The organism is Saccharomonospora piscinae, assembly GCF_005862235.1.
Classification (GTDB): Bacteria; Actinomycetota; Actinomycetes; order Mycobacteriales; family Pseudonocardiaceae; genus Saccharomonospora; species Saccharomonospora piscinae.
This window is the reverse complement of record NZ_VCEK01000004.1, coordinates 107,680-120,328: the sequence shown is the minus strand read 5'-3', so window position 1 is coordinate 120,328 and position 12,649 is coordinate 107,680. Positions and strand designations below refer to the sequence as shown.

The window sequence follows — 12,649 nt, the reverse complement described above, 5'->3', positions numbered from 1 at the left end:
CGCCCCGGTGCGAGACTGCCAGCGTGAGCGCACCCGGATCCTCTCGCACGGTAGTACCCCCGGAACACGTCTTCGACTGGCTCGACGACGCGGCGGCCCAGCGCGCCGACGCGGGACTGGTGCGCACGCTCCGGCACCGGCTGGCCGACGAAACCGCGCTGGACCTCGCCGGAAACGACTACCTCGGGCTCGCCAGGGACAAGCGGGTCGCCGGTGCGGGCGCGGCGGCGGCGCTGCGCTGGGGCGCCGGAGCCACCGGGTCCCGCCTCGTCACGGGAACCACCGAGCTGCACGCCGAGCTGGAGTACGAGCTGGCCCGGTTCTGCGGTGCCCAGTCGGCACTGGTGTTCTCCTCCGGCTTCACGGCCAACCTCGGCGCCGTGACCGCGCTGACCGGGCGCGAGGCCGCGATCGTCACCGACAAGTACATCCACGCCTCGCTGATCGAGGGCTGCCGCCTGTCCCGCGCCGACGTCGCCGCCGTCGCGCACCGCGACCCGGCGGCGGTGGAGCACGCCCTGTCGACGCGGCGCAGGGAGCGCGCGCTCGTGGTCACCGACTCCGTGTTCTCGGTCGACGGCGACCTGGCCCCGCTGCGCGAGCTGGCCGCCGTGGTGCGGCGGCAGTCGGCCGCCCTGCTGGTGGACGACGCCCACGGCCTCGGAGTGCTCGGCGAGGGCGGCCGCGGCGCGGTCCATGCGGCGGGACTGGCCGCCGAGCCCGACGTGGTCACCACGGTCACCCTGTCGAAGTCCTTCGGCGCGCAGGGCGGTGCCGTGCTCGGCCCGCGCCGGGTCATCCGGCACCTGGTCGACACCGCCCGCAGCTTCATCTTCGACACCGCGCTCGCCCCTGCCGCCACGGCCTCCGCGCTCGCCGCGTTGCGGGTGCTGCGCGAGGAGCCCGAGCTTGCCGACCGCGTGCGCGGCAGGGCCGCCGAGCTGGCGGGACGGCTGGGTGAGGCCGGATTCGGGGTGAGTGTCCCCGACGGAGCCGTCGTTTCGGTGCGGGCACCCGGCCCGGACGAGGCGGTGCGCTGGGCCGCGGCCTGCGCCGAGCAGGGCGTGCGCGTGGGGTGTTTCCGCCCGCCGTCGGTGCCGGACGGGGTGTCGCGGCTGCGGCTCACCGCGCGCGCCGACCTGAGCGACGCGGACCTGGACCGCGCCATCGCCGTCATCGGCGAGACGGCCCCGCCGTCGGCACGCGGGTGACCTCGACCGCGCCGCGCACCGGGCTCAGCGGCGCCACATGGTGATGTGGGGGATGCCGTCCTCCAGGTACTGCTCACCCTCGGGCACGAAGCCGAACCGGGCGTAGAAGCCGGTGGCATAGGTCTGCGCGTCCAGTACGCTCACGGCGTCGCCGATGTGCTCCATCGCGGCCCGCATCAGCACGCCTCCCGCGCCGGTGCCCCTGGCGAAGCCCGCCGTACACACCCGGCCGATCCGCTGCACGCCATCCTCGTCGGCGAGCACACGCAGGCACCCGGCGAGCCGCCCGTCCCTGGTCGTCGCCCACAGGTGCCGGGTCGACGGCGCGAGATCGCGCCCGTCGAGCTCGGGATAGGGACACTCCTGCTCCACGACGAACACGTCCACGCGCAGGCGCAACACCGCGTAGAGCTCCGCCGGGGTCAGCTCGGAACCGGCCCGGGAGGTGAGGGACAGGACAGCGCCGGACGGCTCCTCGGAACCGCCCGGCGCGTCGGTAACCAGCCTGCTGTCATTCACCCATTCTGGGTACCAGATCGGTCCGGATGTCGTCGGTGTAGGTCGACACACGGGTGTAGACACCGGGCTTGCCGGGCTCGGCACAGCCGTCGCCCCACGACACCACACCGACCACCGTGTCCCCGACCACGAGCGGGCCGCCGGAGTCGCCCTGGCAGGCGTCGATACCGCCCGAGTCCCAGCCCGCGCACACCATCGTGTCGGAGTCGAACGAACGGAAGACGTCGGCACAGTCGCTGTCGGACACCATCGGCACGTCGGCTGCCCGCAGAGATCCGGGCTTCGGGCCGTTCTCGAACAGCCTGCCCCAGCCCAGAACGGTCGCCATCGTGCCGGGGGAATAGAACGACTCGGACGTGGGCAGCGCCGCGGCGCGCACCGACACGCTCTCGTCGAGCGTGAGCACGGCGATGTCGTCGCCCGACAACGGGTTGTCGTAGCCGGACGCGACCCACACGTCGTCGACACCGACCTCCTCGCCTTCGCTGGAGGCGACGCGCTCGCGCCCCACGACGACGCCGAGATCCGACTCGCGGACGGCGAGTGCGCAGTGTGCGGCGGTGAGGACCTCGGTGGACGACACGACGGTGCCGCCGCAGTACTGGTTGCCCCGGCCGTCGACGAGGAAGGCGACGTACGGGTGATCGCCGATCGACGCGGAATCGCCGCCGACGATCGGCTGCGCCGCCCCGGCCGCGTGGCTGGCCGACACGCACAGCGCACCGGCCAGGACTGTCAAGGCCACCACAAGTCGGCGGCGGATGTTCGTGAACACGCTGAGAGCTCCCCTCCTGGCCGGACAGGAACACTGTAAGTCGAGGACAGTGCTACTCGCTGTCACCGAATGGGGTGGAATACAGTGAGCGACATGCGAGGTGCGCTGCTGGTCACGGGAACGACCTCCGACGCGGGCAAGTCGACGGTGGTCGCGGGCCTGTGCCGCTGGCTGGCCCGGCAGGGCGTCGCGGTCGCCCCGTTCAAGGCCCAGAACATGTCGAACAACTCGATGGTGTGTCCCGGTGGCGGGGAGATCGGGCGGGCGCAGTGGTTACAGGCCGTGGCGGCGGGAGTGGAACCGGAGCCCGCGCTCAACCCGGTACTGCTGAAACCGGGCGGCGACCGGCGCAGCCACATCGTGCGCAACGGGCAGCCGTGGGGCGAGCTGACCACCGACCGGTGGGCCGAGCTGCGGCCGGCGCTCGCCGAGACCGCGTACGCGGCGCTGGCGGACCTCCGCTCCCGCTACGACGTCGTGATCTGCGAGGGGGCCGGCAGCCCCGCCGAGGTCAACCTGCGCCACGGCGACTACGTGAACCTCGGCCTCGCCGCGGCCGCCGACCTGCCGGTGGTCGTGGTCGGTGACATCGACCGGGGTGGGGTACTCGCCGCTCTGGCCGGCACGGTGGCGCTGGTCGAGCCCGCCGACCAGCGCCGCATCGCGGCGTTCGTCATCAACAAGTTCCGGGGTGACGAGGCGCTGCTGCGCCCGGGGCTGGAGTCCCTGACCGAGATCACCGGACGGCCGGTGCTCGGGGTGCTGCCGTGGCTGCGCGACGTGTGGCTCGACTCCGAAGATACTTTGACCACTTCGGCCAACGCGGCCCCGGACACCGACGGCCCCGCGTCCGGGACGCTGCGGGTGGCCGCCGTGCGCTTTCCCCGGGTCTCGAACGCCACCGACCTCGATCCGCTCGCCGCGGAACCCGGGGTCGCGGTGACCGTCACCGCCGACCCCGACGTGGTCGCCGCCGCCGATCTGGCCCTGCTGCCCGGAACGCGCGCCACGGTGGACGACCTCGCCTGGCTGCGGCGCACCGGGCTGGCCGGGGCGATCACCGAACGCGCGAGGGCGGGCCTGCCGGTGCTGGGGGTGTGCGGCGGCGCGCAGATGCTGGGCCGCGAGGTGCTCGACGGGCTGGAGTCCTCGGTGGAGCGCACCCCGGGACTCGCGCTGCTGCCCCACCGGGTCCGGTTCGGCCGGGAGAAGGTGCTGCGCACGCCGCACGGCACCTGGCGGGGCCATCAGGTCACCGGCTACGAGATTCACCACGGCGTCGTCGAGCCCGGGCCCGGCACCGGGCCGTTCCTGCCCTCACCGGACTTCCCGCACGTGTGGGCCACGATGTGGCACGGCGTCCTCGAAAGCGACGACTTCCGGCGCGGCTGGCTGGGCGAGCTGGCCGCACGGCACGGCTGGGCGTGGCGCCCGCGCGGTGGCCCGGGGTTCGCCGAGCGCCGCGAGACGATGCTCGACTCGCTCGCCGACGCCGTGGGCAAACACCTCGACACCGAACAACTGCTGGCGCTCGCTCGTGACGGAGTACCCGGCGACCTGCCCTCCGTCCGGCTCGAACGGAGCTGAACCCGGCTCGCGCGCACACCGGGCCCGCGGGGAACAATGCGAGCGGCCGACCTGTTCGATCACAGTGGCACGGCGGTGACCCGACCGGCGTGCCCGCCCCGACCGCGCTCGCGAAAGGTGTCCCATGCCGCACTACGACCTGGTGATCGTCGGGACCGGATCGGGTAACTCGATCCTCGACCACCGTTTCGCCGACCGGAAGGTCGCCATCGTCGAGAAGGGCGTGTTCGGCGGGACCTGCCTCAACGTCGGGTGCATTCCCACCAAGATGTTCGTCCACCCCGCCGATCTCGCGGCCACGCCGGAACGGGCCGGTGAGCTCGGCGTGGACCTCGCGCTGCGCGACGTGCGGTGGCGCGAGATCCGCGACCGCGTGTTCGGCCGCATCGACTCGATCGCCGACGGGGGCCGCCGCTACCGCGCGGAACACGAGGACAACGCGCACGTGACGGTGTACGAGGGCGAAGCGCGGTTCACCGGGCGCAAGGAACTCACCGTCCGGCTCGGCGACGGCAGCGGGGAGGAGACCCTGACGGCCGAGGAGTTCGTGCTCGCCGCGGGCGGGCGGGCCACCGTTCCGGACATCCCCGGGCTCGCCGAGGTCGGCTACCACACGTCCGACACCGTGATGCGGATCGACGAGCTGCCGCGCCGCGCGGTGATCCTCGGCAGCGGGTTCGTCAGTGCCGAGTTCGCCCACGTCTTCGCGTCGTTCGGCGTCGAGGTCACGGTGGTGGCGCGCTCGGGTGCCCTGCTGCGCGGCGAGGACGACGACGTCAGCCGCCGGTTCACCGATCTCGCGGCACGCCGCTACGACGTGCGGCTCGACCGCAGGACCGTGCGCGCCCGCCGGACTCGGGGTGGGATCGCGCTGGATCTGGAGGGCCCCGGCGGGGAGGAGACCGTCGAGGGTGACCTGCTGCTCGTCGCGACCGGGCGACGCCCCAACTCCGATCTGCTGGACGTGGCGGCGACCGGGATCGCCACCCTGCCCAGCGGGCACGTGGTCGTGGACTCGCGGCAGCGTACGGGGGTGGACGGCGTCTACGCGCTCGGCGATCTGTCGTCGCCGCACGAGCTCAAGCACGTCGCCAACCACGAGACCCGGGTGGTGCAGCACAACCTGCTGCATCCCGACGACCCGATCGAGTCGGATCACCGGTTCGTGCCCCACGCCGTGTTCACCGCGCCACAGATCGCCTCCGTGGGGATCACCGAGCGCGACGCCGCCGCACGCGGCGTGCGGTACGTGACCGCCACCCAGGAGTACGGGGGCATCGCCTACGGCTGGGCCATGGAGGACACCACCGGTTTCGCGAAGCTGCTGGCCGACCCCGCGACCGGTCACCTGCTCGGCGCGCACATCATCGGCCCGCAGGCGCCGACGCTGCTGCAACCGCTGATCCAGGCCATGAGTTTCGGACTCGACGCGCGGTCGATGGCACGCGGCCAGTACTGGATCCACCCCGCGATGCCGGAACTGGTCGAGAACGCGTTGCTCGCCCTGCCGCTGGACGGCTAGCCCAGCTCAGCCGCACTCAGACGTACCGGGGCCTGCCCGCGACGTAACCGAAGGCGCACTGCGCGAGCACCACGGCGAGCAGGAAGGCGAACGGCACGGTCCAGCCTCCGGTGAGGTCGTGCAGCAGGCCGAACAGGAACGGCCCGAGCGCGGCCAGCAGGTAGCCGAGGCCCTGCGCCATACCCGACAGGGCCGCGGTGTCGCCACCGTCCCTGGCCCGCAGCGCGATGGTGGTCAGCGCCAGGGAGAACACGCTCATGCCGATGCCGAGCAGCACCGACCACACCACCGGCGACGCGGCCGGGGCCAGCATGAGCCCGAGGATGCCCGCGATACCGAAGGCGCCCAGCCCCACGATCCACCCGCTCTGGCTGCCCCGGCGAGCCGCCAGCGCGGGAATGGTGAGGCTGACCGGCAGGCCGAGCAGTGAGACCAGCCCCAGCAGCAGGCCCGCGTCGCCTCGGCTGACGCCCGCGTCCATGAGCACCTGGGGCAGCCAGCCCATCACGATGTAGGCCAGGCACGCCTGGCAGCCGAAGAACACCGTCACGACCCACGCCAGCGGCACGCGCAGCAGCGAGCGGCGCGGGGTTTCGCCGGGGTTCGCCGCGGCAGCGCTGCGCAGCGGCGACAGCGTTCGCGTGGCGACCAGCCACACCACGACGGCGACGGCGGCGAGGGCGGCCCAGCTCGCGAGCGCGCCGCGCCAGCCGCCGACAGCGGAGTCCAGCGGCGGGGTGACCGAGGACCCGAGCGCGCCGCCCGCCTGCAGCGCGGCGGTGTAGACGCCGGTCATGAGCCCGACGCGCGTGGCGAACGACGCCTTGACCACGACCGGGATGAGGACGTTGGCCAGCGCGATCCCCGTGCAGGCGATCAGGGTTCCCCCGAGCACGACGAACGGTCCGTTCAGTACGCGCAGCACGAGCCCGGCACCGAGCACCACCAGCGCGCCCGCCACGGCCGAACGCAGTCCGACCCGTCGCGCGAGCCTGGGCGCGGCGAGGCCCGCCACCGCGAAACACAGCCCGGGCAGGGTCGTGAGCGCGCCGGCCCAGGTGTCCGACGCGCCGAGGCCGTCCCGCACCTCGTCGAGCACGGCACCGGCCGAGGTGATGGCGGGCCGCAGGTTCAGCGCCGTGAGCACGACGGCGACCGCGAGCAGCAGTCCTCCACCGAGTGCGGCGGGCGTCCGCCCGGGATGCTCCCCCGCGGCCCGGACGGACGCCTCGCGCTCGATCGCCATGTTCGCTACCGTAACAAAGAGGTAGGATGATCGGCTGAAAGGATGTTCACGTGCCGTTGGCGTCCACCCGGCGAACCGGTCTCGTCGACCAGGTCATCGACCAGCTCCGGGACGCGGTCCGGCGGGGCGAGTGGGCTCTGGGCGAGCGCATTCCCACCGAGGCGGAACTCGCCGCCACGCTCGGCGTGGGGCGCAACACCGTGCGCGAAGCCGTTCGCGCACTGGCCCACGGTGGGTTGCTGGAGGTGCGGCAGGGCGACGGGACCTACGTCAGGGCCACCAGCGAGGTCTCGGGCGCGCTGCGCAGGCTGGGCGAGTCGAAGCTGCGCGAGGCACTTCAGGTCCGCCGCATCCTGGAGGTCGAGGGGGCGCGCCTCGCCGCCGCCGCGCGCACAGGGGCCGACCTCGACACCCTCACCCGGCTGCTCGGCGAGCGCGACGCGCTGTGGTCGCGCGGCCGGGTCGACGACTTCGCCCGCTGCGACGCGGAGTTCCACCTCGCGATGGTCGACGCGGCCCACAACAGCGTGCTCTCCGAGCTTTACCGGGGGCTGACGGAGCTGGTCACGGCCAGCGTGGTCACGACGTCGAGCGCCGATCTCCACCACGCCGAACCCGTGGATCACCGCGGCATCGTGGCCGCGATCGCCGACGGCGACGCGGACCGCGCGGCCCGCCACACCACGGAGTTCCTCGACGACCTCGTGGCCCGCCACCTCGGCTGAGGCCCGGGAGACGCGGCCTGCCTCAGCCGGACAGCGTGTGCAGCCGCAGCGCGAGCTGGATCTCCAGCGCGCGGTCGGGCTGCTGCCAGTCGGAACCGAGCAGGGAAGCGACCCGCTCCAGCCGCTGCGCGACGGTGTTGACGTGGACGTGCAGCTCGCTTCTGGCGCGGGTCAGGTTGCCACCGCACGCGAAGTACGCGCGCAGCGTGCGCAGCAGCTCGGTCCCGCGTGCGGCGTCGTAGTCGAGCACCGGCCCGAGCGTGGCCCGCACGAAATCCGCGACGTCGGTGCGGTCCCCGAGGACCAGCCCGACGAAACCCAGGTCGGCCGGTGCCGCGCCGCGCCCCTGCCTGCCGAGCGCCAGCAGCGCCCGGACACACCGCACCGACTCGGCGTGCGCACGCGCCAGCTCGGCCGGGCCCGAGGCGGGACCGGCGCCGCCGACCGTTACCGGAGACCCGAGCGCGTGGCTCAATTCGACCGCCGTCCGGCGCGCCAGCTCGCCCGGATCGGCCGTGTCGGCGAGCATCACCACCCGTTCCGCGTACACCCCGGCCAGCACGGCCCTGCGCGCCGCCACGGACGTCAGCCGCGCCCGCGACACGTCGTCCGCGTGCAGCGTGAGCACCGCGTGCGGCGCGGTGAGGTCCACGCCGAGCCTGCGCCCCCGGTGCAGCAGGGTCGCCGGATCGCGTTCGGGCGCGGTCAGCAGGTCGGCCACCAGCTCGCCCCGCACGCGGTCCTCCGCCTCCGCCGCCGAGCGCCGCAGCAGCAGCAACAGTGCCGTCACGACTCCCGCCCGTTCGAACAGCCGCCGGTCGGCGTCGTCGAGCCCGGCCCTGCCGGTGAGGGTGATGCTGCCCAGCAGCTCGGGTCCCGCCATGACCGCGCACACCCACGCGCCGCCCTCCGCGACGGCCTTGCCCGCCGTACGGGAGGCCCGTAACGCCCGGGACAGCACCGCCTGCTCCGGCCCGGCCCGGCCCGCGCCGGAGCGGCCCAGCTCCCTGCCCTCGGCATCGCGCACCACGATCCCGCCGCCGAGCATCGCCGCGACGGCGGCAGCCACCCCGGCGACGTCGGCACCACCGAGCACGACCTCGGTGAGCCGGTCGTGCGCGTCCTGTGCGCGAGCCAGGCCCTCGTGGTGCGCTTTGATCGTCTCGTTGGCCGCGCCCAGCTCCGCCAGCGCGGCGGTACTCTCCTCGATCAGCCTGGCGTTGTCGATGGCGATGGCCGCGTGGTCGGCGAACGACGACAGCAGCGCCACCTCGTCGGGCGAGAACGAGCGCGGCCTGCGTTCGGAGGCGAACAGCACCCCGATCACCCGCTCCCCCAGCGACAGCGGCACGCCGAGGATCGCGACGAGTCCCTCGTCGTTGACGGCGCCGTCGATGGCCCCCGTGTGGTCGAACCGGCTGTCGCGTGGGTAGTCACGGGTGGCGTAGGGCCGTGCGGTCTGGGCCACCAGGCCACCCAGCCCCTCGCCCACCCCGAGCCGCAACTGCTGGAACACCGCCGACGCCGAGCCATCGGTGACGCGCATGTAGGTGCTGCCGTCGTCGGAGTGGTCGTTGAGCGTCAGGTACGACACGTCGGCGCCGAGCAGCATGCGGGCGCGCCGCACGATCGACCGCAGTACCGCGTCCAGGTCCCGCAGTCTCGCGAGGTCGCTCGCGGTGTCGAACAGCGCCGTCAACTCGGCCTCCCGGCGGCTGTGCGCGTCCAGCGTGCGCCGGATGTGCAGAGCGAGCCGCATGGTGGCGCCGTCCGCGGGCACGCGCGCGAGCTCCTCGCTGCTCGCGCCCGAGGACAGCAGCTCCAGCAGCCGCCGGGCGGCCGGGTCGTCGGCGGAGGCCGTGTCGGTCACGGCCTCATGCTGCCACCGACGACGAGCGGTCGACGTCGGACAGCGAGGTCCCCTTCGTCTCCTTCGCGAGGTAGACGGCCACCAGCGTCACCACACAGGTGGAGGCCACATAGATCGAGATGGGCAGGCCGCTGCCGAAGGAGTCGAGCAGTGCCGTCGCGATCAGCGGAGCGATACCGCCGGCCACGATGGACGCGAGCTGGTAGCCGATCGACGCGCCCGAGTAGCGCACCTTGGTGCCGAACAACTCCGAGAAGAACGCGGCCTGCGGCCCGTACATGGCGCCGTGCAGCACCAGCCCGATCGACACCGCGCCGATCGTGGCCAGCGGTGACGCCGCGTCGAGCATCGGGAAGAACGCGAAACTCCACCCCAGCATGCCCGCCGCGCCGAACAGGTAGACGACCCTGCGGCCCACGACGTCGGACAACCAGCCCCACACCGGGATCACCAGGAAGTGCAGTGCCGAGCCCACGAGCACGGCGTTGAGCCCCAGCGACTTCGGCATCCCGAGGTGCGTGGTGAGGTAGACGAGCACGAACGCCGTGATCACGTAGTAGGACACGTTCTCCGCGAACCGGGCGCCCATCGCGATGAGCACCTCGCGCCAGCTGTTCCGGAAGACCGTGATGATCGGAGCCTTCTCCGGCGCGGGGCGATCCCCCGCCTTGCGCACGGCCTCGACGAAGATCGGCGACTCCTCGACCGCGAGACGGATCCACAGGCCGATCCCCACCAGCAGCCCGGACAGCAGGAACGGGATCCGCCAGCCCCAGCTCTCGAAGGCGGCGTCGCTCTGCACGGCCGCGAGCACCGCGAGCACGGCGGTCGCGAGCAGGTTGCCCGCGGGCACTCCCGCCTGCGGCCACGACGCCCAGAACCCGCGCCGCCGGTCGTCACCGTGTTCGGACACGATGAGCACGGCACCGCCCCACTCGCCGCCGACCGCGAAGCCCTGGACCAGCCGGAGCAGGATCAGCAACAGCGGGGCCGCCACGCCGATCGTGGCGTACGTCGGGAGCAGCCCCATCGCGAAGGTGGCGCCACCCATCAGCAGCAGGCTCAGCACCAGGAGCTTCTTACGGCCGAGCTTGTCGCCGTAGTGGCCGAACACCAGACCGCCCAGCGGCCGGGCGACGAAGCCGATCGCGTAGGTCGCGAACGCCAGCATGGTTCCCACCAGCGGGTCGGCCTCGGGGAAGAACAGCTTGTTGAACACCAGCGCCGCGGCGGAACCGTAGAGGAAGAAGTCGTACCACTCGACCGTGGTTCCGATCATGCTGGCGCCCACGACGCGTTTGATGGACGTGGCTGGAGCGGACATGTTGATCACCACTTCGTTGTGCTGACGTGGACTCGTGCGAACTCCGGGGGCTCAGGTGGCGGTCCAGCCACCGTCGAGCGGGATCGACGCGCCGGTGAGGTGCCCGGCTCGCTCGCCGCAGAGCCAGACGACCGTCTCGGCCACCTCGTCGGGCTCGATCAGGCGCTTCACGGCGGTGCGGCGCAGGAACACCTCGTCGACCACCGCGTCGGCGGGGATGCCGCGTGAGGCCGCCTGCGCGTCGATCTGGTTGGTGACGAGGTCGGTGCGGACATAGCCGGGCGCGACGCAGTTGCTGGTGACGCCGTGCTCCGCGCCTTCCACCGCGGTGACCTTGCTCAGCCCCTCCAGCGCGTGCTTGGCGGCGACGTAGGCGGCCTTGTGGGGGCTGGCTCGCCACCCGTGGACGCTGGAGATGTTCACGACCCGGCCCCATCCCCGGCCGTACATGGCGGGAAGGCAGCGTCGCAGGAGCAGGAACGGCGTGGTCACCATGAGCTGCTGGATCAGCGCGAACCGCTCGGGCGGGAACTCCGGCAGCGGCGCGACGTGCTGCACGCCCGCGTTGTTGACGAGAATGTCGACGTCGCGGGGCAGCGACTCGACGGCGTCCGGGTCGGCGAGATCGGCGACGTGCGCCACGGCACCGTGGGCGTCGGCCACCTCGGTCGCGGCGGCACGGTCGACGTCGGCGAAATGCACGTCGGCGCCCGCCACGCGCAGGGCCGCGACACAGGCGCGCCCGATCCCGTTCGCGCCGCCCGTGACGAGCGCCGTTCTCCCGGTCAGTGAGCTGGTCGGCATGACAGCCGACGGTAGAAGGCGACCGCCCCCGCAACCATGTGCTCGGCGCCCACAACCTCACGGACAGGCATGGGGGCGCCACACACCACTCAGGGCAGGGTGAGGATCTCCGCGCCGCTCTCGGTGACGAGGAGGGTGTGCTCGAACTGGGCGGTCCAGCTCTTGTCCTTGGTGGTGACGGTCCAGTCGTCGTCCCACACGTCGTAGTCGATCGTGCCGAGAGTGATCATCGGCTCGATCGTGAACGTCATGTTCTGCTCGATGAGCGTGGTCACCGACGGCTCCTCGTAGTGCAGGACCGTCGGGCTCGTGTGGAACGCGGGCCCGACGCCGTGGCCGGTGAAGTCACGCACCACGCCGTAGCCGAACCGCTTGGCGTACGACTCGATGACCCTGCCGATGACATTGAGCTGCCGTCCCGGCCGCACCGCCTTGATGGCCCGCTGGGTCGCCTCCCTGGTGCGCTCGACCAGCAGGCGGACCTCCTCGGCCGCCTCACCCGCGACGAAGGTGGCGTTCGTGTCGCCGTGGACCCCACCGATGAAGGCCGTGACGTCGATGTTGCAGATGTCGCCGTCCTGGATCACCGTCGAGTCGGGGATGCCGTGACAGATCACCTCGTTGAGCGACGTGCAGCACGACTTGGGAAAGCCCCGGTACCCGAGCGTCGACGGGTACGCGCCGTGGTCGAGCAGGAACTCGTGTACCACCCGGTCGATGTCGTCGGTGGTGTTGCCGGGCTTGACGGCCTTGCCGCCCTCCTCTAGCGCCTGCGCCGCGATCCGGCTCGCCTTGCGCATCGCCTCGATGACCTCCGGCGAGCGCACGCCGTTGCCGGTGTCCCGCTTCGGGGCGGGCTTGCCGACGTACTCGGGGCGGGCGATGGCGGGCGGGACGGGGCGAAGCGGCGACTGAACGCCGGGCGTCAACGGTGCGCGATCGGGCATGGGCACCAGCCTACGACTCACCCGTGCCGGCGGTTCCGCGCCCGCCGGGTTCACCACCCGCACCGGGCGTGGTGCTCGTCACCGGCTGGTCGCCGGGTGGCCGGTCGCCGGGTCGCCGG

Annotated in this window: 11 protein-coding genes; 4 read left to right on the top strand and 7 right to left on the bottom strand. The window is 72.6% G+C overall.

Annotated features, from left to right (window positions below; genetic code table 11):
• Positions 1–23 precede the first annotated feature (23 nt).
• Positions 24–1,211, top strand: coding sequence for an 8-amino-7-oxononanoate synthase (locus FFT09_RS16865; RefSeq protein WP_138383299.1), 1,188 nt, complete (start codon positions 24–26; stop codon positions 1,209–1,211).
• Positions 1,212–1,235: 24 nt separating this feature from the next.
• On the opposite strand, the gene FFT09_RS16860 is transcribed toward FFT09_RS16865, so the two are convergent.
• Together FFT09_RS16860 and FFT09_RS16855 are read right to left on the bottom strand one after the other, a co-directional pair.
• Positions 1,236–1,667 (bottom strand): GNAT family N-acetyltransferase, encoded by a 432-nt coding sequence (locus FFT09_RS16860; protein WP_081195392.1) that lies wholly within the window; start codon positions 1,665–1,667, stop codon positions 1,236–1,238.
• 55 nt (positions 1,668–1,722) lie between these two features.
• The gene (locus FFT09_RS16855) at positions 1,723–2,505 is read right to left on the bottom strand and encodes a S1 family peptidase (RefSeq protein ID WP_081194613.1); all 783 of its coding nucleotides are present in this window, start codon (positions 2,503–2,505) and stop codon (positions 1,723–1,725) included.
• Positions 2,506–2,598: 93 nt separating this feature from the next.
• On the opposite strand from FFT09_RS16855, the gene FFT09_RS16850 reads away from it, so the two are divergent.
• Both FFT09_RS16850 and FFT09_RS16845 read left to right on the top strand, forming a co-directional pair.
• A complete protein-coding gene (locus tag FFT09_RS16850) occupies positions 2,599–4,092 on the top strand; it encodes a cobyric acid synthase (RefSeq protein ID WP_138383298.1) in 1,494 nt (497 codons plus the stop codon).
• A gap of 124 nt (positions 4,093–4,216) precedes the next feature.
• On the top strand, positions 4,217–5,614 hold the full coding sequence (locus FFT09_RS16845) for a mycothione reductase (RefSeq protein WP_081194611.1): 1,398 nt from the start codon (positions 4,217–4,219) through the stop codon (positions 5,612–5,614).
• 16 nt (positions 5,615–5,630) lie between these two features.
• On the opposite strand, the gene FFT09_RS16840 is transcribed toward FFT09_RS16845, so the two are convergent.
• Entirely contained in the window at positions 5,631–6,860 is a 1,230-nt protein-coding gene (locus FFT09_RS16840; protein ID WP_081194609.1) for a CynX/NimT family MFS transporter, read from the bottom strand.
• 50 nt (positions 6,861–6,910) lie between these two features.
• Between FFT09_RS16840 and FFT09_RS16835 the strand changes: the two genes are divergently transcribed.
• Positions 6,911–7,585: a FadR/GntR family transcriptional regulator gene (locus FFT09_RS16835; RefSeq protein WP_024876157.1), complete on the top strand. Its 675-nt coding sequence runs from the start codon at positions 6,911–6,913 to the stop codon at positions 7,583–7,585.
• 22 nt (positions 7,586–7,607) lie between these two features.
• Here FFT09_RS16835 and FFT09_RS16830 read toward each other — a convergent pair whose 3' ends face one another.
• The 4 genes from FFT09_RS16830 to map all read right to left on the bottom strand — a co-directional run bounded on the left by FFT09_RS16830 (position 7,608) and on the right by map (position 12,530).
• A complete protein-coding gene (locus FFT09_RS16830) occupies positions 7,608–9,455 on the bottom strand; it encodes a helix-turn-helix domain-containing protein (RefSeq protein WP_081194607.1) in 1,848 nt (615 codons plus the stop codon).
• 4 nt (positions 9,456–9,459) lie between these two features.
• Complete coding sequence (locus FFT09_RS16825) at positions 9,460–10,779, bottom strand: MFS transporter (RefSeq protein WP_081195388.1); 1,320 nt, start codon at positions 10,777–10,779, stop codon at positions 9,460–9,462.
• Between the two features lie 51 nt (positions 10,780–10,830).
• A complete protein-coding gene (locus FFT09_RS16820) occupies positions 10,831–11,583 on the bottom strand; it encodes a 3-hydroxybutyrate dehydrogenase (RefSeq protein ID WP_081194605.1) in 753 nt (250 codons plus the stop codon).
• Positions 11,584–11,672: 89 nt separating this feature from the next.
• Positions 11,673–12,530, bottom strand: coding sequence for a type I methionyl aminopeptidase (gene map, locus FFT09_RS16815; protein ID WP_024876161.1), 858 nt, complete (start codon positions 12,528–12,530; stop codon positions 11,673–11,675).
• Positions 12,531–12,649 lie beyond the last annotated feature (119 nt).